General features: G+C 33.1%; 22 protein-coding genes and 1 pseudogene. 19 read left to right on the top strand and 4 right to left on the bottom strand.

Annotated elements, in window-relative coordinates; all coding sequences use genetic code 11:
• Window positions 1–164: 164 nt before the first annotated feature.
• From IQ05_RS13200 to IQ05_RS13170, 7 genes are all read left to right on the top strand, one after another.
• Window positions 165–452, top strand: coding sequence for a hypothetical protein (locus IQ05_RS13200; protein WP_144893705.1), 288 nt, complete (start codon window positions 165–167; stop codon window positions 450–452).
• Window positions 439–741, top strand: coding sequence for a hypothetical protein (locus tag IQ05_RS13195; protein WP_144893703.1), 303 nt, complete (start codon window positions 439–441; stop codon window positions 739–741). Before IQ05_RS13200 ends, IQ05_RS13195 begins: the two co-directional genes overlap by 14 nt.
• 144 nt (window positions 742–885) lie before the next feature.
• Window positions 886–1899 (top strand): hypothetical protein, encoded by a 1014-nt coding sequence (locus tag IQ05_RS13190; RefSeq protein ID WP_144893701.1) that lies wholly within the window; start codon window positions 886–888, stop codon window positions 1897–1899.
• An 18-nt stretch (window positions 1900–1917) separates the two neighbouring features.
• On the top strand, window positions 1918–2535 hold the full coding sequence (locus tag IQ05_RS13185; protein WP_144893699.1) for a hypothetical protein: 618 nt from the start codon (window positions 1918–1920) through the stop codon (window positions 2533–2535).
• Window positions 2536–2588: 53 nt separating this feature from the next.
• Window positions 2589–5108, top strand: a complete 2520-nt coding sequence (locus tag IQ05_RS13180; protein WP_144893697.1) for a fibronectin type III domain-containing protein — start codon at window positions 2589–2591, stop codon at window positions 5106–5108.
• Window positions 5109–5180: 72 nt separating this feature from the next.
• Window positions 5181–5651 (top strand): phage holin family protein, encoded by a 471-nt coding sequence (locus tag IQ05_RS13175; protein WP_144893695.1) that lies wholly within the window; start codon window positions 5181–5183, stop codon window positions 5649–5651.
• Window positions 5652–6070: 419 nt separating this feature from the next.
• Window positions 6071–6367, top strand: coding sequence for a hypothetical protein (locus tag IQ05_RS13170; protein WP_144893694.1), 297 nt, complete (start codon window positions 6071–6073; stop codon window positions 6365–6367).
• 677 nt (window positions 6368–7044) lie between these two features.
• Here IQ05_RS13170 and IQ05_RS13165 read toward each other — a convergent pair.
• Both IQ05_RS13165 and IQ05_RS13160 read right to left on the bottom strand, forming a co-directional pair.
• Window positions 7045–7869, bottom strand: a pseudogene (locus IQ05_RS13165) (acyloxyacyl hydrolase); the annotation flags it as partial.
• Between the two features lie 15 nt (window positions 7870–7884).
• Window positions 7885–8289 carry a hypothetical protein gene (locus tag IQ05_RS13160; RefSeq protein WP_144893690.1) on the bottom strand — a complete coding sequence of 135 codons (405 nt, stop codon included), beginning with the start codon at window positions 8287–8289 and terminating at the stop codon, window positions 7885–7887.
• 415 nt (window positions 8290–8704) lie between these two features.
• Here IQ05_RS13160 and IQ05_RS13155 point away from each other — a divergent pair, with 415 nt between their 5' ends.
• The 11 genes from IQ05_RS13155 to IQ05_RS13105 all read left to right on the top strand — a co-directional run bounded on the left by IQ05_RS13155 (window position 8705) and on the right by IQ05_RS13105 (window position 17798).
• Window positions 8705–9502 carry a sulfite exporter TauE/SafE family protein gene (locus IQ05_RS13155; RefSeq protein WP_144893688.1) on the top strand — a complete coding sequence of 266 codons (798 nt, stop codon included), beginning with the start codon at window positions 8705–8707 and terminating at the stop codon, window positions 9500–9502.
• 103 nt (window positions 9503–9605) lie between these two features.
• Complete coding sequence (locus IQ05_RS13150; protein ID WP_144893686.1) at window positions 9606–10274, top strand: carbonic anhydrase; 669 nt, start codon at window positions 9606–9608, stop codon at window positions 10272–10274.
• Between the two features lie 83 nt (window positions 10275–10357).
• Entirely contained in the window at window positions 10358–11758 is a 1401-nt protein-coding gene (locus tag IQ05_RS13145; protein ID WP_144893684.1) for an MBL fold metallo-hydrolase, read from the top strand.
• An 11-nt stretch (window positions 11759–11769) separates the two neighbouring features.
• Window positions 11770–12087, top strand: a complete 318-nt coding sequence (locus IQ05_RS13140) for a rhodanese-like domain-containing protein (RefSeq protein ID WP_144893682.1) — start codon at window positions 11770–11772, stop codon at window positions 12085–12087.
• A gap of 82 nt (window positions 12088–12169) precedes the next feature.
• Window positions 12170–12385, top strand: coding sequence for a hypothetical protein (locus tag IQ05_RS13135; RefSeq protein WP_144893680.1), 216 nt, complete (start codon window positions 12170–12172; stop codon window positions 12383–12385).
• Window positions 12386–12706: 321 nt separating this feature from the next.
• On the top strand, window positions 12707–13015 hold the full coding sequence (locus IQ05_RS13130; RefSeq protein ID WP_144893678.1) for a DUF202 domain-containing protein: 309 nt from the start codon (window positions 12707–12709) through the stop codon (window positions 13013–13015).
• 49 nt (window positions 13016–13064) lie between these two features.
• The gene (locus IQ05_RS13125; RefSeq protein ID WP_244289577.1) at window positions 13065–14279 is read left to right on the top strand and encodes an MFS transporter; all 1215 of its coding nucleotides are present in this window, start codon (window positions 13065–13067) and stop codon (window positions 14277–14279) included.
• Window positions 14280–14339: 60 nt separating this feature from the next.
• Complete coding sequence (locus IQ05_RS13120) at window positions 14340–14909, top strand: TlpA family protein disulfide reductase (protein WP_144893676.1); 570 nt, start codon at window positions 14340–14342, stop codon at window positions 14907–14909.
• A gap of 101 nt (window positions 14910–15010) precedes the next feature.
• Window positions 15011–15574: a YeeE/YedE family protein gene (locus IQ05_RS13115; protein ID WP_144893857.1), complete on the top strand. Its 564-nt coding sequence runs from the start codon at window positions 15011–15013 to the stop codon at window positions 15572–15574.
• Between the two features lie 10 nt (window positions 15575–15584).
• On the top strand, window positions 15585–16082 hold the full coding sequence (locus IQ05_RS13110) for a DUF6691 family protein (RefSeq protein WP_144893674.1): 498 nt from the start codon (window positions 15585–15587) through the stop codon (window positions 16080–16082).
• Window positions 16083–16367: 285 nt separating this feature from the next.
• The gene (locus tag IQ05_RS13105) at window positions 16368–17798 is read left to right on the top strand and encodes an OprD family outer membrane porin (protein WP_144893672.1); all 1431 of its coding nucleotides are present in this window, start codon (window positions 16368–16370) and stop codon (window positions 17796–17798) included.
• A 72-nt stretch (window positions 17799–17870) separates the two neighbouring features.
• Here IQ05_RS13105 and IQ05_RS13100 read toward each other — a convergent pair whose 3' ends face one another.
• The gene (locus IQ05_RS13100) at window positions 17871–18308 is read right to left on the bottom strand and encodes a tellurite resistance TerB family protein (RefSeq protein WP_144893670.1); all 438 of its coding nucleotides are present in this window, start codon (window positions 18306–18308) and stop codon (window positions 17871–17873) included.
• A gap of 262 nt (window positions 18309–18570) precedes the next feature.
• On the opposite strand from IQ05_RS13100, the gene katG reads away from it, so the two are divergent.
• On the top strand, window positions 18571–20823 hold the full coding sequence (gene katG / locus IQ05_RS13095) for a catalase/peroxidase HPI (RefSeq protein WP_144893668.1): 2253 nt from the start codon (window positions 18571–18573) through the stop codon (window positions 20821–20823).
• Between the two features lie 156 nt (window positions 20824–20979).
• On the opposite strand, the gene IQ05_RS13090 is transcribed toward katG, so the two are convergent.
• The gene (locus tag IQ05_RS13090; protein ID WP_144893666.1) at window positions 20980–22560 is read right to left on the bottom strand and encodes an NADP-dependent glyceraldehyde-3-phosphate dehydrogenase; all 1581 of its coding nucleotides are present in this window, start codon (window positions 22558–22560) and stop codon (window positions 20980–20982) included.
• Window positions 22561–22571 lie beyond the last annotated feature (11 nt).

The following is a 22571-nucleotide window of genomic DNA, read 5'->3' as shown; positions in this document are numbered from 1 at the left end:
GTTTTTTGTTGTAATGCACAACCTGCTGAAACTACTGATTACAAGTCTTCAAAATCTTGGTTAAGGGTAAAGCATGGCATATTTTTACAGTATCAAATAAAACAGCATCTTTTGGATATGGCGCGCAAATTCAAAGGTGATATTAACCCACAAAGCAACAACATATGAAAGATTTCATTATTGAAGACGATTTATTAATTATTAATGGAGATTTTGCCATCAAAGATTCAGATCAGCAAAATATCGAACACCTTTTGCTAAGCCAAAAAGGAAGCTACAAGGAGTTTCCTATCCTTGGCGTAGGAATTAAAAAATACATTAACAGCCCAGATGCAACCTCTAGGCTAAGACTAGAAAACGAAATAGATAAACAATTATCGTATGACAACTTTTATATTAAAACATTAGATGTTAACGATTTGCAAAACATTAAAATCGATGGAAACTATTAAACCACAACAAAACCAGAACATTTTTGACATTTCTTTGCAAGAATATGGAAGCATAGAAAAAGTATTCGACCTGCTAGAAGACAATGAAAAGTTTGACATTACAGATGATCTTTGTGTTTACGAAGATTTAAAAATTGGTAGAGAGGCCTTTAAAAAAGATATTGTAGAATATTACAATTCCAGAAATTTAAAACCTGCAACTGCTCTTACCGAAGAAGAAGAATTTTTACTAGACAAATTCTCAGGCATTGATTATATGATTATAGAAGATGATTTTATCATTTATTAATCATTTATCAAAATTTAATCTCAACTTTTAGAAGTCTCTAAAAGAAAACTACAACTCTGTAGTATTTACAAAAAAAACATAAAAAATTATCTATAAGCATATTACATATGTCTTACAGGCTAAACTATATCTAAAAAATAAAATATGGCACGTACAATTGCTGAAATACAGAATGAAATTCTGAACGAGAAAGATAATCAATCGGCTTTAAAAGGCTTGACAAGCTCTTCAAAAACAAGTATTTGGAGACTTTGGGTAAACATTGTGGCATCTGCAATTTGGGTACACGAAAAAATAGTCGAAAAAAATGCTTTGGTTTCTAGACCACACACTTTAAACTGGTATAGAGAACAGGCGTTAAATTACATTCATGGGGCAGAACTTGAATGGAAAGACGGTTCTTATCAATTTGATACTACTGGATTTATTGATGATAAAGAAATTGAAAAGGCTAAAATCATTAAGTATTGTGCAGTTAGTGAAGTAGATTTAGAAACGGTTCTTAAACCTAATAAAGATGTAGATGAAATTTTTTCGGACTATTTTCGTAATAAAGTAGGGGTTGTTTTTATAAAAGTAGCTACTGAAAATAATGGTAAAATTTCGAGAATCGATGTACCAAACGAACTATATGCTTTCAAGGAATATATCGCCAAGATTAAAGATGCTGGAAACCAAGTGCATATTATCTCAAGTCCAGGAGATATATTAGAACTGAATCTTACTGTTTATGTGGACCCAATGACAATTCTCATTGATCCTAAAGACATTGAAGTTTATAAAAACCTAGTTAAAAATCCTGACTCAAATGTAAACCATAACTTTAATAAGGACAATGGTTCTTTAATTTTAGACACTTCAACAAAACCGGTAGAAGAAGCTATTAAAAATCATTTAAAGAATATCGAGTTTAACGGTGCTTTTGTGAAAACTTTTTTAGTCGATGCTATTCAGAAAGCTCAAGGGGTTAAAATTCCGATATTGACTAAAGTAAAAACTGGCTGGGCAACAAATCCTAGTGATAAACCATTGGAACTTAAAGATGAAGATGTAATAACAATCGAATATTTCGTTCCTCAAGCGGGATATTTCGATTTAGATCAACTTAAAATTAATGTAAACTACATTCCTTATAACTTCTACCGAGATAAACAATAGTCTAAATTTTATATACCAATGAATAATTACACCGTTTTAAAATGGGGAAAGCTATTGCTATGGCTCATTCCTCCAATTCTTAGAAAGAAAACACATTTTGATTGGCTTGAGGCTGTACTCACTCCCCTTCGAAACATTTACGAGGAAACGTTGTATAAAATGCAACATACAGGTCAAGTTATTTATCTTGAGAAAGTACTCAACGAAGCCTTTAATCAAGATGTAAAATATAATCCCAATTTAAGTATTGAGGAGAAGCGAGAAATAGGATTAATTTATATTGACGAGTCTGTCAAGCCTACTTTACAATATCTATATCTCCACAAAGAGTATTATGAACCAAACGGAACGTTAATAATTCCCCAACTAAAAGTATTTAAGCATGATGATTATAACAACAGAAATAACCAACCCATTTATCTAGCCCATCGCGAAGATTATACGTCCGTTGCTTACGCTAATTTTAGAGTATTTATACCAAAAACTTTAATCGGAAATAAAGACGGTATTGTTGTTCAGCCCCAAAATGACGAATCTATACATACAGAAGCTATAAACGTAGCCACTATTAAGTATCACAGTCTTCTTAATTTTTATAAACTAGCGGGCAAGAGTTATGAAAGTTATTCATATTAACCAGATGTTTTAGAAAAAAACAGAAAAAACAACAGACATTTAAATCAATAAAAATGAAACAAGTAAATTTTAGTAATTCGGGAGGATTTCCCCTAGAGCAAGAAACATTAGAGAGACTTCAAACAGCTTACAGATCTGAGTTGTACGAGGCTTTAAAAAGACATTTTAGTATAGATCTCGCTAACGATTATATTCTGGCTCATGCAACAAGTCAGCAAAAAGGCTGGGTAGTTATCCGTCAGGAAGATCCCGTAAACCCAGGAAATAACGTAGGAATTTTGTATCCTATTACTATTGGAACTCAAAAACCTTATTTAAAAACCACCAGAACAGCTGTAAATTTAATCTACGGAACTAGCGCGTCTCAAACGGCCTATTATGATTATGAAGCTGAATATAGCTCGCAGAAATATAATGATGAGGTTGTGGTTACTAAAAGTGGCGACGTGCAAACGATCAAATATTATGATGTAAGCAATTTGGTGCCTGTTACAGATATCAAAACAATCGATGAAATCCTAAGAGCGATAAATTCCAGCATTGATGCAATTCAAGCCAATATAAATACGATTGAAGAAGATATAAATCTAATTAACGAATCGTATCTCCCGATTAACGGGTCAAAAGCCATGCAAGGAGATTTAGATCTTGGGACTCATCAATTGTCAAAATTAGATATAAAAGAAGGTGGTTTTGCAAAAGTGAGAGTAGCAGATTTTAGATTAGGATCGACTCAAAGAAAAGGATTGCTTAACCCAACGGATTCTACCGGAAGAGCTTTGGTAGATAGTAGTGACCAATCACACACAAGTCTTACTTTAAATTATGGGCCAGATTGGACCAATACTTATGTAGGAGGAAAAGTATATTTAAACAATATCAATTCATCTAATTCAACAGGTTCTTTGCTAGTAATAGATGGATTAAATCAGGTCACAAAAAGCGACACACTAATCGACTCTTTACTTAGTCGTATCACGGCTTTAGAAAACAAACCAGCAATCGCCGTGCCTATCGGGATGGTGGCAATTTGGGGTAAACCCGCTCCATTTCCAGAAGGTTGGGAAGAATATGTGCCGTTGAGAGGAAAAATGCCAGTTGGACTTTTTAATCCAACTCTAGACGAAATGAGTGATGAGCTAGATGGAGACAGAGGAAATAATGTTACTTATTATAGAGACAGTAATGGCATGGTAGTATTCCCTTTTGATACATTAGGAAATACGGGTGGTAGAGTAGGTAAGAATTTGAGAATAAATGAAATGCCACGTCATACTCATGATTATAATGATATATATTTTAGTGAACATTGGGGTACTGTGATTGTACCTAATAATGTAGGTACTGGAGATAATGATGGGGATAATAAAGGTTACCAAATGTTGAGAACATCGTTCCCTACTGGAGGGACTGATGGTGGAGCGATTGGATCAGCGACTCCCTTTTCGCTATTGAATCCTTATAGAGTTGTTCAATTTATAGAATATACTGGACGTCTAAGTGATAAAACAGCACCAACAGCGCCAACTTTAATGGCATCAAACATTGGTACAACAAGTGTATCTTTAAATTGGTCAGGAGCAACTGATGAATTTGGTGTTACTGATTATATTGTATACGCAAACGGTATTTTGCCAATCTCAGTAGGTAATGTTTTCAACCGAACTATTTATGGCTTAGCACCTGGTACAGAATATACTTTTTATGTTAAAGCAAAAGATGCTGCTGGAAATCTATCAGTTGATAGTAATATCGTAACTGTAACAACAAATACTATTGATCTTACTCAGCCCTCAGTTCCAAATTATATAAACGGGTTTATGGAAGATATAAATCAGATATACATTGAATGGGGTGCTGCATTAGCAAATGAAAATGTTGTTAGTTTTGAGGTATGGAGAAGAACAACTGGAGGTATATCTAGTTTAAGATATACAGCTGATGTTTCTGAAAACTATTTTTATGATACCGGAGCTTACAATACTACTTATTATTATAAAGTAAGAGCTAAAAATAGTATAGGTAATTATTCTGAATTCACTTATGAGGTTGATGTCACTACAGGTTCAAACGGTGGGTCTTGTTTTGATGTAGAATCTCTGGTAACCATGGTGTCAGGTCAATCCAAAAAATTAAAGAATGTGGTGGTTGGAGATCAGCTTCAAGGCTTCTCTTTTCCTAACGAAGTCGATGAGTCTGAAGGTGATTATATGTCTTGGAGTGGAAAGTTAAGCGAAGCCACAAAAGTAGAGGTTACGGTAGTTAACAAAATAACAAGTATACAGCCTAATTATTACGAAATTAAAGCGGCAGACACGACTACGGTTAGAGCTACAGCGTTTCATCCTTTATTGGTTACCGAAGATGGCGAAAATGTACAGTGGGTATGTGTTAAAAATATAACACCAAATATGTTGTTAATTGATAAGACTGGAAAAATAAAACCTATTGAATCGATTTTATTTAAAGATGAACCTCTAGAAGTGGCTTTATTGGATGTGGAATCTGTAGATAGCTATGTGATTTCGGGAATTGTTGCGCACAATTTAAAACCTATAGAAGAAATTGTATAAACAGTAGTTAATAGTAATTAATAGTAATCTTTTGGGGTATATATCCCAAAAGATTACTTAATCAAAAAATCAATGGTGCAAAAAATTTCAGAATATTTAAATGAGATAAAATTATTGCTTTACGGGATTTTTATGTACTTGGAAATGGATACGGGAATAGTTAAAGTATTGTTTTACTTAATGGTAATGGATACTTTTTTAGGAGTAATCAAAACCATAGTATTAAATGACCAATTTAGTTTTAAAAAATTAGTCTTAGGATTTGTATCCAAGTTAGCCGTATTGCTAATACCTACAGCCTTGGCATTAATGAGTAAAGGACTCAATTACAACTTTAAATGGTTTGTAACCATAGTGATGGATTTACTTATTGTTAGTGATGGCATTTCAATAATCAGCAATATTATTGCTATAAAAACAAAAAAAGAGGTAGAGAATTTTGATGCAATGACTCTTACACTCAAAGCAATAAGAAATGGTCTAATACAACTATTTAAAAGACTTTTGGTTACAATTGACCCTAAATACCACGTAGACAAATAGACTAACACCTCACAATAGAATAGTACCTGTTCTAATTTATACAAATTTCAAAATAAATAAAACAACTGTAAAAAAAACAGTTGTTTTATTCATTTATGAAAAAGATAAAAACACATACTGAATTTACTTTTAAAGATCATCAAATAAAAGAAATAGTGGAGAAAAGATAACCTTATCGATTCCTATGCCTTCTATCCTAATTCCGCTTTCTACCCAAGAAAGACAAATTAACTTCATAAATATTTTTCACAATAAATAACTCGAGATTAAACTATTGCCATTTTTTTTACCGAATTCTAGCGAATAACATAACCCATGAAATTGAAATCAACAACTAAAAACACTCCCTATTTATTAGAGCGAATATTTAAGATAAAAAGAATAAAAAATACAATAGATTAAGTAATTCTTTCACTGTTGTGAATGGAAAAGCATCCTCGGCATTATTTGATGCAGAAATTTATAAAGTAACATTCAGTACCGAAAGACGTAGAGAAATAAAAAGTTACGCCTTATTTTTGTCCGGCAACGAATTGATTTGTGACCAGGAAATAGATGCCTTAAAAGAATGTTTAGGCATAGCTCTTACTGGTGACGGATCACAATTTGAAATTCTTGATTATCAAACGGATTTTACCATACAATTTGATCAAGAAAATAGTTCTTTTGTGGAATCTGACGGGGTTGAAAAAGGTTTAATAATTTTTAAAAAATAAATTGACAAAAAATTCTTTTCACACGAATAAAAATTGCTCTACATTTAACACTAACTTTTTATAAAAAAGAGTATCGGAAAGATTTGATTGAAGAAAGACTTACATAAGAACTGGCACAAAAGCAAAATCGCAAGTACCAACATTTACTTTTGTAAATGCCATACCGCCCACTGAAAACTGAACACTTTTCTTCTGGTATCCACAAAAGCAAAAAAGCCAGAAAGAGTATGGGTTTTAATAGTGAAATACAGTTTTAAATTGGTACAATAAAAGTCTGGACACTTGATTATGCCAACGTCAAAGCTTCCAAAAATTCAAGTGATAAAAAATAAAGCAATTAACTCATATTTTTAAGCTCTCAAAAAACGTCAATATCGGTATTAAGTGTTCGATTGTAGTCCCATTCACTCCACTTTAAAAATCCGTAAATACTTTATAAAAAGGTTTTTACGATTTTTTATTGTCTTTTTTTCAACATTTTCCACTTACTGACACTAATAAAAGTCATAATAATTAAGCAATAGAATATTTATTCAATACAAGCTTTTAGCAATATGATCAGTAATTAGAAAGTATTCTCAAAGTTGATATTTGTTACCAAAAAAGTAATCAAATAGTTTTTAGAATATCGCTAAAAATTCTTTTAGAATACTTTTTAATAATGTTCTTGTTGAGTATTACCCTTTAATCCTCGGAGAGTAAACATATCCTAAACTAAGTTCAGAGAAATCAGCCTGCCCAAGATTAGCATTTATATTGGCTGCAAGAAAAACGTTGTGTTGCGGGGATTTTTGAGAAGAAAAGGCATAATATCTAAAACCCAATCGTGATGAGATTACTTGTTTTATCTTGGCTTTAGCACCAAAATCTTGGGCAACATATTGCCCTGAACTTGAGCTTCCGTTGTTTAAATACCAATCTAATTTATAGGAGGGTTTGTAAAAATTGACTCCCAATTCCGTTTCGACACTAAAATGATTCATTAAAATTTCAAAATTAGCATACACTCCTAAAGTGGTTGCGTTATGAAATGGATTTTCCTTTAAGTATGCAAATTGATTCTTTGACAACTCATCATTACTTTTTATAAAATCATAATAATCATCATAAAAACGGTAATATATACCTAAACCATATTTGTAGGTCTTATTTTTTATTTTTCCAATGGCAAATGATGCTGTGTAAACGTTTTTAACAGAATTATAGCCTCTTGCCAACACTTTTTGTCCTAGACCAAAACGGGTAGAAATATAATTTTGTGTCATTGACTGACTAGTATCTATAATTTTGTTCGAGTCAATATGCTCCTTTTTAGAATACTTAAATTCGGTTTTAAGCGTGGCCAAAACCGAATTCAAACCATGATTAGGCAATCTAGTATGTCCATTAGAAAAATGCGTTGCTCCTACTCCAAGTTTTACAGCTACTTGGTTTGTTTGTGCTACATCATAATACACAAAAGACCTAAATGCCCAAGTTATAGGTGTTGAAACCCCATAATTCCCTGGATTTGTAACCTAATCATAAATCACACTGTGATAGGAAGTACCAAGTCCTACTTGAAAACGAACTCTATTTGTAAAACTTTGAAATACTCCAAAATCTAAAAAAGGTAAAACGGCAACACTGTATCCTACTTGCTTAAGATTACCAAAATCGGCGTACGTGACTGCAATTCCAGTTTTGGGATAATTCAGGAATTTAGCCCATGTTTTATTTTGATAGGTGGTTTTTCCAAAAGTTAAATCAATACCTTTTTGATTTTCAGTCTCGGGAAAAATACTTATTGATGGCAATGTTTTACCCATAGAAAAACCAAGCCCTATAAAACGATGATCCTTTTTACCTTTTGAATCAATATCTTGTGCGTAACCTACCCGAAATGAAAAAATTAGAAATAAAAAAACTATCCTTGAAACCATATTCTACCACAATAAATTATTAGGTGCATACTCATAATGCAAACTTTAAAAAAGCGGTAAAAATAGCAAAAAGAATGACCTTACAATAAAATCTTATTTTAGTTTCAAAGTCTTTTTATATGATCACATGGAATTAAATTCAACTTTCGCAAATTTTAATTTAAAAATGTATTCCTAATTAAAGTTACCTGTCCCTTTTTTATCAGTAAAAAAAGAAAAAATCAAAATATGAAAAAGTAAAAATTTGCAATAGAAATCACTAAATCTAATTTCTTAAATAATTGATTATAAGTACCAAACAGTTCTTTTAAAGGCTTTAACATTTTTACTTTGATTAAAAAAATTTCGCTATGTGATAAATGTTACTGTACCAGCAATTTAAACGGATAATATTTGCATAATAAAATTTATAGTTATGGAATATTTCGGATATTTTGCATCAATATTAATAGGTGTTGCATTAGGACTCATTGGCGGCGGCGGTAGTATTCTTACTGTTCCCGTTTTAGTATATTTATTTGCTGTTGAGCCCGTTATTGCAACAGCTTATTCCCTATTCATCGTGGGTTTAACAAGTGCCGTGGGTAGTTTTGGGTATTTCAAAAAAGGTTTGGTAAACATAAAAACAGCAGTGGTTTTTGGAATCCCATCTATTGTTGCAGTTTTTACTACACGAGCTTTGATAGTTCCTAAAATTCCTAAAGAAATTTTTTCGGTAGGCGATTTTATCCTCACTAAGGATCTTTTTTTAATGTTACTTTTTGCTGTAATCATGATTATTGCATCATACAGCATGATAAAAAAAGAAAAAAAAATGCCTTGTGACGAACCTGTGGAACAAAAATTCAATTACCCAATTATTCTTATTGAAGGAGCATTAGTAGGCGTTATAACTGGGCTTGTAGGAGCTGGAGGTGGATTCCTAATTATTCCAGCTTTGGTTATTTTAAGTAAACTTCCTATGAAAGAAGCCGTTGGAACTTCGTTAGTAATAATTGCTGCCAAATCATTGATTGGTTTCTTTGGAGAAGGTGGAGAAAACAGTATCGTTTGGCAATTTCTAGTTACCATTTCTGGATTTGCAATTTTTGGAATTTTCATTGGTACAGCATTATCTAAAAAAATAGATGGCAATAAACTGAAACCTGCCTTTGGTTGGTTTGTTTTAGTCATGGGAATTTATATCATTACAAAGGAGCTTTTTATGAAGTAACAAAGTTAGCGTTTGTAATTCTCTTACTAACAATCAAGAAGTTTTAAGTCTTAATTAAACTATTGAAATTAGTGCAGCTCATGAAAAGAAAAAACACAGTGGGATGAAAAAAATAATTTTAGTTGCCTCCTTAATACTTTTTACTCTAAGTGGATGTGATAAAACTGAAACAAGAAATTTCTATGAAAATAAAAACCAGTCTCCATTAGAAAAATTAGTTTCGGGGAATAAGCGCTTTTTAGAAGAAAAAACAATTCATCCGCATCAAAATAAAAAATCAATTTTAGACAATCAAAACGCACAACATCCTTTTGCTGTTGTGGTCACTTGCTCAGACAGCAGAGTTTCACCTGAAATTCTGTTTGATCAGGGAATTGGCGATTTATTTGTAATTAGGAATGCGGGAAATTTGATTTCTGATATTGATATGGGTAATATTGAATATGCAGTTGCACATCTGGATATAAAATTAATAGCCATTTTAGGACACACCGAATGTGGAGCTATTAAAGAATATATTAATGATGAAAATAAAAATTACAAAAAACATCTAACTCATATTGATGACATAATAGAAACTATTGCAGAGGAAAAAGAAGAACTAGAAGCCGAAAAACAAACTCCAAAACAAGACAATATATTAGGTTGTATCAATGCAAATATTGAACATTCAAATAGGCTGATTCATGAAAATTCAATTGTAAAAGAGCACAAAACTAAAATTATTTCTATGCGTTATGACGTACATATAGGCAAAATAATTAGGTTATAAAGGCTATGTAACATAAGTCACTAAATTTCAATAATTCATACATTAATTTTGTCCTATAAATTAGAAACTTAAAAAATAGAAATATGTATTTTCAACACATTTATGACAAAAGTCTTGCTCAAGCAAGTTATTTTATTGGCTGTCAAAAAGCAGGAGTAGCAGCAGTTATCGATCCTAAAAGGGATGTTGATACCTATCTTGAAATTGCCAAACAAAACAATATGAAAATTACTCATATTTTAGAAACACACATTCATGCTGATTTCCTTGCAGGTTCTAGAGAATTAGCCGCTTTAACAGGAGCAGAAATGTACCTTTCAGCAGAAGGTGGTCCTGACTGGAAATATGAATTCCCGCATGTTGATATAAAGGATGGTGATGTTCTAAAAGTAGGGAATTTAAAAATAGAAGTAGTTCACACACCTGGACATACTCCAGAAAGCATCAGTTTTTTGTTGACAGATGTGCCTGCTAGCGAAGAGCCGGTCATGTTGTTCACCAGTGATTTTGTGTTTGTGGGAGATGTAGGACGACCTGATTTACTTGAAAAAGCAGCAGGAATAAAAGGAACTCAAGATGCAGGTGCAAAACAAATGTATCAATCCATCAAAAAGTTTGACGCATTACCTGAATACATTCAAGTTTGGCCAGGCCACGGAGCGGGTTCTGCATGCGGAAAAGCATTAGGAGCTGTACCAAGTACAACGGTAGGTTATGAAAAAGTAAGAAACTGGGCTTTTCAGCATAAAAATGATGAAGCTGGATTTGTAAAATATTTATTGGAAGACCAACCAGAACCACCTAAGTATTTTGCAATGATGAAAAAACTTAATAAAGTAGATCGTCCGTTGCTTACAACTGTTCCAAAATTAAAACAATTGGATTACAATGAATTAACAGCGGCTTTAGCCAATGGAACTAAATTAATTGATGCCAGAGATAAATTGGAATTTTCTAAAGGATTTATTCCAGGAAGCATCAACATTCAGGGGAACAATTCCTTTGCTACTTGGGCAGGATGGTTCCTTACGTATGAAGAACCTTTTATCTTGCTTGCGGATGAGTCACAATTGGATGATTTGACCAGAAAACTAATGAGAATAGGACTAGACAATATTCTAGGTTACGTTCCTTCTACAAAAATATGGGAAGAAAATGGCGGTTCTTTAGAAAAAGTAAACCAAATTACCATTGAAGAATTTAAAGCTTTTCAACAAGAAAAAGATGTTCAGGTAGTTGATCTTCGTGGTGTTGCAGAATATAATGCAGGTCATATAAAAGGAGCTGATAATGTATTTGTAGGTACTTTAGTAAATAATCTAGACAAAATAAATAAAGATAAAAAAGTATTAATCCATTGTCAAGGAGGAGATAGAGCGGCAATTGCCTATTCTTTATTGGCAAAAAATGGTTATAAAAATGTACTTAATTATAGTCCTGGAATGAATGAATGGGTGAACCAAAACAACGATGTTAAATACTAAAAACCACAATTATGTTCGGAATTTTTAAAAACATGTTTTCAAAAAAAGACACCACACAAATGGAAAAAATAATAAAAGAAGGTGCGTTTCTTGTAGATGTTCGCACAGCAACAGAATTTGCTGAAGGTAACGTAAAAGGCTCTGCCAATATTCCTTTGGATAAAGTGGCAAGCCAACTAGAAAAATTCAAAGGAAAAGAACATATAATTGTTTTCTGCCGAAGCGGTAATCGCAGTGGTCAAGCCAAAATGATTTTGGAACAAAATGGTTTCAAAAACGTTACCAATGGCGGAACTTGGCAGGATGTAAACGAAATGATTCATAAATAGACTTCAGAAAATTTACATCTGTGTAGTTTAAAACAAAACCGTTTTTTTGTTTTAAACTACACAATTGTTTAAATATCAAGATATGATTAAAAATATGTACACCAATTGGAATTACATCAGAGTTATCCGTATGATTTTAGGGCTTATTGTGATGATTCAAGCTGTTTATACTAAAAATTATTTGTTCCTGCTTCCCGGAATTTTATTTACCGGAATGGCACTATTAAATACTAGTTTTTGCGGTTCAAATGGTTGCGCTATTCCGAAATCAGAAAATAAAATCAGCAAGGAAAATTAATAGTATTGAAAAAAGCAATCATCATAACAGTTGTTGGTATGATTCTCGAAGCAATTGCCAGCTATTTGTAATATCTGAGCATCGGTTGCGATTCCGGTACTTGTGCCATAACATCCAAAACTCTAAATAGCACTTTATATGGTGGTTAATGGGAGGTTTGATTTTAATATGTTTGCAAAATCACTTAGAAAAAATTAAAATTTTAAATTGATTTAAAATAGGTAAATTTGAAAGTCATTGAAAAAAATGGTATTAAATTTTTCTTTTATATCCATCAAAGACAGTTGTAATTACCTTTAAAATCAATAAGAAAAAAGTAATATGGAAGACATAAAACCAGCAAACAAAGACTTAATTTTAAGAGAAAAATTAGCATTGCAACGAACTACTTTGGCTAATCAATCTACTTTTCTTTCCTTTTTGAGAACGTCAATGTATTTTTTGATCGCAGGTTTGAGTTTGAGAAATCTCTTGATGATTGAAAATAGTTTACTAATTGAGATAGCACTTTTTATTACTTCCTTTATCATTTTTGTTTTTGGAACGGTGAACTATTTTAAGCACAAAAAATCTATTGCAGAAAATAAAAAACACATTGGTGACTATCAATTAGAATATTACAAATTATAATTGCGACTCTTATAGCACCAAATTTCTTTTCTAAAAAAATCCACCTCAATTGAAAACAAACAAAACCAAACTTGGACTGAAAGAAAATTGGAAACAGTTTACCATTTTGGTTATTGTCAATGCGTTTGTTGGTGGAATGATAGGAATGGAACGAACTATTATTCCAAAATTCGCTGAAATTGAATTTGGTATTGCTTCAAAAACGGCTATTCTATCTTTTATCATTGCATTTGGAATCACAAAAGCCATTACCAATTATTTTACAGGCAAACTGGCGAATCGCTTTGGCAGAAAAAATTTGCTTTTATTTGGTTGGCTTTTGGCCATACCTATTCCCTTTATTTTAATTTATGCAGAAACTTGGAATTGGGTAATTTTTGCCAACATTCTTTTGGGCATCAGCCAAGGACTTACTTGGAGCAGCACGGTAGTCATGAAAATTGATTTGGTAGGAGAAAAAGATCGAGGACTTGCGATGGGACTCAACGAATTTGCAGGTTATTTTGCTGTTGGATTAATTGCTTTTCTGTCAGGCTATATTGCACAAGAATACGGCATTACGCCCTACCCTTTTTACTTAGGTATCGGGATTTCAATAATTGGTTTTCTATTGACCTTGTTTTTTGTGAATGACACCCGAGCATTTGTACATCAAGAAAATGCGACCAATTCAACTGAAAAATTAGAAAATATTTTCCTTGAAACCACTTTCAAAAATAAAGCATTAAGCGCCATAACGCAAGCAGGATTAGTCAATAACCTAAATGATGGAATGATTTGGGGGCTTTTACCAATTGTATTGCTTTCATTGAATTATGACTCTCAGAACATTGGAATTATAACTGCTATTTACCCAACAGTTTGGGGTTTTGGGCAATTAATAACCGGAAAAATGTCTGATGTTTATTCGAAAAAAAAGACGCTTTTTTGGGGAATGCTACTGCAGGGAATTGCGATACTTTTTATTCCATTTGCTGTAGAATTCTATCAATTGGCGGCTATTTCAGCGTTTTTAGGTTTGGGAACGGCCTTAGTTTATCCTACTTTTTTATCAGCTATTGCTCATGCGACAAATCCCCATCAAAGAGCTGAAAGCATTGGTACATTCAGGCTTTGGAGGGATTTAGGGTATGCAATAGGCGCCATTATTTCAGGAATAACAGCTGATTTATTTGGTGTAAATTATGCTATTATTCTGATTGGTGTCATCACCATTGTATCATCGGTGATTATTGAAATCAGAATGCCGGAAGACTCTTTTTAAAAAGCAAGCCGCAAATTTTAATCTAATGTCATCTCTTTTTGGAGGATAACAATTAAAAAAATGGAATCAAAAAATTCAAAAAAGTCCACTATTCAAAATATTGTTTTTATCGTATTGATAGCACTGCTTTTATTTAGTCCGCTGGGAACTTTTGTAAAAGTGCATTTAAACCGTTTAATTGCTTTTTCACCTAAAACTATCGCAGTTAAAGACCAAAAAAAGCTTTCCAGTTTTCAATGGCAATTAAAAGACGTAGACGGAAAAACTGTTTCATTATCAACATACAAAGGAAAAATAATATTCATTAATTTCTGGGCTACTTGGTGTCCGCCTTGTATTGCCGAAATGCCAAGTATTCAAAAATTATATGTTGATTATCAAGATAAAATGGTCTTTTTGTTTGTGACAACAGATTCTTTTGACAAAGCAAATGCTTTTATGGTCAAAGAAAATTTGACACTTCCTGTTTATCAATCGGTTACAAATCCTCCTATAGAAATGGAATCTTCAACAATTCCAGTAACTTATCTTATTGATCAACAAGGAAATATAATTGTAGCCAAAATTGGAACAGCAAATTGGAACAGTGATTCTTTTCGAGTAAAGCTAGAGGAGTTACTAAAAAAATAAAATCGATTTCATTTTTACTTTTTTTTCCTTGTGTGACAAAAGTAACATAACTACTCATTTGTAATTACAACCTTTGTTACCATAAAAATATAATTATGGAAATTTTAGAATTGATCAAAGAACCTTGGCCGTGGTATATTGCAGGCCCATTAGTTGGACTTACAGTTCCAGCTTTGTTAATCATTGGCAACAAATCATTTGGTATCAGCGCCTCATTACGTCATACTTGTGCCATTTGTTTACCAGCAAATATCAAATTTTTCAAATACGATTGGAAAAAAGAAATCTGGAATATGTTTTTTGTTTTCGGTATTTTATTGGGTGGTATACTTGCTTACAGCTTTTTGTCAAATCCTAATCCAATTATCATTGATGGAAATCTACAAACCGAATTGGCAGGCTACGGCATTACTGAAATTTACGGAATGTTACCAGAACAATTATTCTCGTGGGAAAGTTTGTTTACACTCAAAGGATTTTTCATGATGGTCGTTGGTGGTTTTTTCATTGGTTTTGGTTCTCGTTATGCAGGAGGTTGCACCAGTGGTCACGCTATTTCTGGTTTGTCTAATTTACAAATGCCATCATTGATTGCAACATGTTGTTTCTTCATTGGCGGATTGATTATGGCAAACCTTATTTTACCATTTATTCTTTCACTTTAAATTACTAATTATGAATATAAAAGATCAAAATACAGATTTCGAAACGCGTTCCTTGGACACGGTTTGTATTAACGAAAGTCAATTACAACACAAATGGTACCATAATTTAAAATATCTTGTTATTGGTATATTGTTTGGAATTGTTTTCATCAAAGCAGAAATTATCAGTTGGTATCGCATTCAGGAAATGTTTCGTTTCCAATCTTTTCACATGTACGGCGTAATTGGAAGTGCAGTTGTTGTGGGAATAATATCCGTTTTCCTGATAAAAAAATTCAATATCAAAACCATTTATGGAGAAAAAATTGAGTTCCACGACAAAACCTTCAATAAAGGGCAAATTTATGGTGGACTTATCTTTGGATTGGGTTGGGCAGTAACCGGAGCTTGTCCAGGACCGTTGTTTGCACAAATTGGAACGGGAGCCACCGTGATGATTGTAACCCTATTCTTTGCAATCGTTGGAACATGGGTTTATGGTTATTTTAGAGATAAACTGCCTCATTAATATATTTTATGATTCCAAAGAAAGAAACTGCAGATTGATATATTACATTCTTAAAAAAAAATGATACATCTGTTTGCAGTTGTTGCTTTCTTGTGAGGACTTTTATCAGTCGTTTTATTTTTTAATTCCTCAATAACTGCATGGTTTCATGATAATGAGTTAAAATTCCTTTCACTTTATATTCCTACCCAGAAAAAGGGATGTTAGAAATCGAAACAGCACAATTTAGGAGACCTATTGCTGGTATCTAATGATATTATCTTGCCTAAATTTAATTACTTACAAATGAAATATTTTTTCAATAGTATACTTTTAATCGGTATTATTTGTAGTAGCAATAATGCTGTTGCACAACATCATGAGATTTCAGAAAAGCCAATGGTTTGGAAAGAAAGAAATAACGAAAAAGTTTATTCTACCTCAATTCTAAATACTTTCAAAAACGGGAATTTCAATGGTCACTTCCGCTATTTTTTTATGAGTACTAATAATGAAAGTGGCTTATCTGATTATTATGCCAATGCACTTGGTGGAGGCGTGAAATTTGAAACGGCCAAATTTCATAATTTTCAATTTGGTGTCAGCGGTTATTACATATTCAATATTGGTTCTTCTGATTTTTCTAAAAAAGATCCTGTGACCAATTTATCAAACAGATACGAGGTAGCGCTTTTTGACATTCAAAATCCATCAAGCAAAGACAATTTAAGCCGACTAGAAGAATTGTACTTGAAATACAATTTCAAAAATTCGAATATAACTCTTGGAAAACAATTACTCAATACGTCCTTTATAAATCTGCAAGACGGCAGAATGCGCCCAACCGTAGTGGATGGAATTTGGATTGATTTTAACGAACTCAAGAAAACTAAAATAAATCTGGGCTACCTATATGGAATTTCACCACGAAGCACCATGAAATATTTTGACGTGGGAGAATCTATAGGCATTTATCCCTCCGGCATCAATCCCGATGGAACAAAATCTAATTATGCTGGAAATTTAAACACTAGCGGAATTTATATTGTTGGTTTACAAAATGAATCTATAAAAAATTTAAAGATACTTTTATGGAACCAATATGCTGAGGATATATTCAATTCTGCATTGTTCCAAATGGATTATAAATACGATTTGAATCCCAATTCTAAACTGCTTTTTGGCTTTCAATCAATTTATCAAAATGCATTGAATTTTGGCGGAAATGAGGATCAAAGCAAAACTTATTTCGAAAAAAATGGTACTTCTCAAACCTTTGGAGGAAGATTAGGTTGGCAAAATAAAAAAATAGAATTTACTTTAAACTACAACCGAATAACGGCTAAAGGTCGGTATCTCATGCCCAGAGAATGGGGTCGAGACCCGTTTTACACCTTTATGGCCAGAGAACGAAATGAAGGTTTTGGGGATGTGCACGCTTTAATGACCAAAATACAATATTCAAATCCTAAAAAGAGATTCAAATCGCAACTAGCTATAGGATATTTTGATTTACCAGATGTAAAAAACGTTGCCCTAAATAAATACGGATTACCTTCTTATGTTCAAACAAATGTAGATTTTCGCTATCAATTTCAAGGAATGTTAAAAGGTTTTGACGCTCAATTATTGTATGTACACAAATTTAATGAAGTTGAAACTTACGGCAATAAAAATTTTATTTTCAATAAGACCAACATGAGTAACATCAATTTAATAGTCAACTTCAATTTTTAAAACCTTGTTTTATAGTAAAGACTGTAGTCTCAATTACTAAAAAAAAAACATTTATTTAGCGCTAAACCACAACTACACTTTAATATTCCCTCTGTTTTTTAAAAACATAACTTCTATAATTTTACTAGACATAGAGGTGCTCACACCTAAATGATTGGATAAAATTTCAATAAGACTTTTTTCCTCTTTTTCTAATGTTCCGTCAGCCAATAAGACGTCTAAGGCAAGAGCAAACAAGGTTTCTTTATCTTCGGTTTCTATCCAAGAACAACATGCTTTTATATATTTAAGCTGTCCCAACTCTTTGTACAATGCAATGGCAGTTTCATAATAAGGTCCGAAATCTACATTCTTAAATTTTTCTTTAGAATAAAGTATTCTTGATAGCGATTTTCTTTCGGCTTCAGATATATAATGATCCGCTTTTATACAAGTATATAAAATTCCTAACCAGGCCTCAGCTTCAGATTGAATTGGGTTTTCTCCCATAGTATTAATGTCTTTTTCCAAAATATTTTTTTTTCTAAATTTACAATTAACGATTTATAAAAACAATCTAGAGTGTGTGTATATTTTGATGTCATAAAAAAATTCAAAATAACAAGAGACTAATACAAACTTAACACCTTAAATTTGAGCTTGAAAGAGTAACATTTTATATATTAGCATATAAATAATAATTCAAACTATAATTTTTATCTATTGAATTTTTAATTCACTACGAATTTTTTAAATAACTTTGTATTTAGAAAAAATAAAAAACAAACATACTATGGAAAATAATGCAAAACCAACCTCTTACAATGTAAATGGAGAAAGCAAATGTCCTTTCTCTGGGGCATCATCTGCTGCGCCAAAACAAAGTACTACTCACGGTAAAACAAATCGTGATTGGTGGCCTAACCAACTCCGTTTGAATATTCTTCGTCAGAATTCATTAGAGAACAATCCTATGGGAGCTAACTTTAATTATGCTGAAGAATTTAAAAAAGTAGATTTAGAGACTTTAAAAAATGATATTAAACAAGTTATCACAACTTCTCAAGACTGGTGGCCTGCAGATTACGGAAGCTACGGTCCGTTTTTTATACGTTTAGCTTGGCACAGCGCAGGAACATACCGTATTGCAGATGGTCGTGGTGGAGCAGGTTTTGGAACACAAAGATTTGCACCATTAAACAGCTGGCCAGATAATGCCAACTTAGACAAAGCTCGTTTGTTATTGTGGCCCATAAAACAAAAATATGGCAACACAGTTTCATGGGCAGATTTAATGGTATTAGTAGGGAACTGTGCCTTAGAATCAGCAGGATTTAAAACATTTGGTTTTGCTGGAGGTCGTGTAGACGTTTGGGAACCACAAGAAGATATATATTGGGGACCAGAAAAAGAATGGTTGTCTTTAAGTACAGAACCAAACAGCCGTTACTCAGGGGATCGTGAGTTAGAAAATCCTTTGGCTGCTGTACAAATGGGTCTTATTTATGTAAACCCAGAAGGACCAGATGGAAATCCAGATCCACTATTAGCAGCACGTGACATTAGAGAGACATTTGCACGTATGGCTATGAATGATGTGGAAACAGTTGCCTTGATTGCAGGAGGACACACACTAGGAAAAACTCACGGTGCTGCTGATCCTAATGTATATGTAGGAGCTGAACCAGCAGGTGCATCTATTGAAGAGCAAAGTTTAGGCTGGAGAAATACCTATGGCACTGGAAATGGTGCAGATACCATTACAAGTGGTCTTGAAGGTGCTTGGACTACTACACCAGTAAACTGGAGTAATAATTATTTTGAAAACCTATTTGGTTATGAGTGGGAATTAACAAAAAGTCCGGCAGGTGCTCACCAATGGAAACCAGTAAATAATGGTGGTTCAGGATCAGTTCCAGATGCTCATGATGCATCAAAAACGCATCAACCAATGATGCTTACAACTGATTTATCTTTGCGTGTTGATCCTGCTTATGAGAAAATCTCTCGTCACTTTTTAGAAAATCCTGATACATTTAATGACGCTTTTGCAAGAGCATGGTTTAAATTGACTCATAGAGATATGGGGCCAAAAGTACGTTACTTAGGAAATGAAGTACCAGCTGAAGAGTTAATTTGGCAAGATCCAGTTCCTGAGGTTACATTTGAATTAATTAACGAGCAAGACGTTGAAGCACTTAAAGCGGCTGTTTTATCAGCTGGATTAAGTATATCAGAGCTAGTAAGTACAGCATGGGCCTCAGCATCTACTTTTAGAGGATCTGATAAGCGTGGAGGAGCAAACGGAGCTAGAATTCGATTAGAACCACAAAAAAGTTGGAAAGTAAACAATCCTTCACAATTAGATCGTGTTTTAGCTGCGCTGGAGAATATCAAAAATGAATTCAATTCTCATAATACTGATAAAAAAGTATCAATTGCCGATTTAATTGTACTAGCTGGAAATGCAGCAGTTGAAAAAGCTGCAGCAAATGCAGGAATTCAAGTTAAAGTTCCTTTTGCCGCTGGACGTACGGATGCTTCACAAGAGCAAACAGATGTTGAGTCGTTTGCAGTTTTAGAGCCACAAGCTGATGGATTTAGAAATTATGTAAAAACTAAATATACCGTTTCTGCCGAGGAAATGTTAATTGACAAAGCGCAGTTATTGACATTAACAGCTCCAGAAATGACAGTTCTTATAGGCGGTATGCGTGTGTTGAATACTAATTTTGATAAATCTCAAAATGGAGTTTTTACAAGCATAACAGAAACACTTACTAATGATTTCTTTGTAAACTTATTAGATTTAAGAACAACTTGGAAAGCCGTTTCAGAATCTGATGATGCTTTTGTAGGTAGTGATAGAATGGCTGGAGGTTTAAAATGGATTGGAACAAGAGTTGATTTAATCTTTGGTTCTAACTCTGAATTAAGAGCACTTGCAGAAGTTTACGGATACCACGATGCACATGAAAAATTTGTAACTGACTTCGTAGCTGCATGGACTAAGGTGATGAACCTTGATCGTTTTGACTTGGTTTAAATATTGAATTTTAATTTGTTTAAAAGGTGACCTAGCAATAGATCACCTTTTTTATGAAATCTATTTTATTTTTCTCTCCATAAAAATTGCCCCAATTAGTGTCTAACTTATTGGGGCATGTTCATTGAGATGGCTTTATAAAACTACTAAATCGGATTATAAAGTATAATCAGTGTTTACAAAATTTGATTCTTTGCTGTTTAATAATGCTTGTAAAATTTCATTATTGTACTCATTATCCTTTGAGGCAACAAAGGTTCTAATGGAGAACGAGCGCAGCGCATCATGAATACTCAGTGTTCCCACTGCTGAGTCTTTTCGACCTGTAAAGGGATACACATCTGGACCTCTTTGGCAAGAGCTATTCAAATTTACTCGACACACTAAATTTACTAAACTATCAATTAATGGTGCAATGGTTTTAATATCCCTACCAAATAAACTTACTTGTTGTCCATAGTTAGACTCAGCCATATCGTTTAATGGCTCTTGAATATCTTTGAAAGTCATGACAGGAACAACAGGTCCAAACTGCTCTTCATGGTACACTCTCATTTCTTTATTCACTGGAAACAGAACTGCTGGGAAAATATAATTTGGCGTATGCTCACCCCCTTTTTCATTGATGATTGTAGCACCATTTTTAATTGCATCATCAATTAACTCCTGGATGTAAGCTGGCTTTTCTTTTTCCGGCAAAGGAGTTAACATTACATCTTTGTCCCAAGGATTACCAAAAGCGAGAGCATCAACTTTTGCAGCAAACCTGGTGTTAAATTCATCTGCAATACTTTCATGAACATATATTATTTTTAATGCTGTACAACGCTGACCATTAAAGGATAATGTGCCCGATATACATTCTTGAATAGTCAAATCAAGATCAGCATCTGGTAAAATAATGGCTGGGTTTTTCGCTTCAAGTCCTAATATTAATCGCAATCTGTTTTTATTAGGATGCTGATCCTGAAGTGCAATAGCCGACTTACTATTCCCTATCAACGCCAGAATATCCACTTTCCCAGATTTCATAATTGGCGAAGCTACTTCACGACCTCTACCGTAAATGATATTGATGGCACCTTTTGGAAAACTATTTCTAAAAGCTTCTAACAATGTTGAAATTAAAAGAACTCCATGTTTTGCTGGCTTAAAAATTACAGTATTACCCATAATCAATGCAGGAATCAGCAACGAAAAAGTTTCATTTAAAGGATAATTATACGGTCCTAAACACAATACAACCCCGAGAGGACCACGACGAACCATGGCGTTAACACCTTGGCTTTTAGTAAATCGGGATGAATTTCTATCTAATAATTTATAATCTTCAATAGTATCATAAATGTATTCCACGGTTCTATCAAACTCTTTTTCAGAATCTGGCAATGATTTTCCTATTTCCCACATTAGGAACTTTACTACCTCAGCTCGAGTTGTTTTCATTTGCTTGACAAAATTTGTCATGCACTTAATACGATCCGACACTTTCATGGTAGGCCAAAGTCCTTGACCATTGTTATAGGCATTAGTTGCTGCTTGCACAGCTTCTAGAGCTTCCTCTTCTCCCATAAATGGTATTGAACCAAGTATGGTAGGGCCGTATTCCAGAGTAGATGAAATTGTAGAAAAAACAGCAGTAGTTTGTCCCTCCCATTTTTTTAATTCACCATCAACAAGATAGGTGTCTTGATTTAATAAACTCTTAATCTGATATTCTTCGGGAATCACATTCATTTTTTTGAGGT

Source organism: Flavobacterium tiangeerense, assembly GCF_007830355.1.
GTDB lineage: Bacteria > Bacteroidota > Bacteroidia > Flavobacteriales > Flavobacteriaceae > Flavobacterium > Flavobacterium tiangeerense.
Note: the sequence above shows the minus strand (reverse complement) of the source record. Positions and strands in the feature narration are given on the sequence as shown.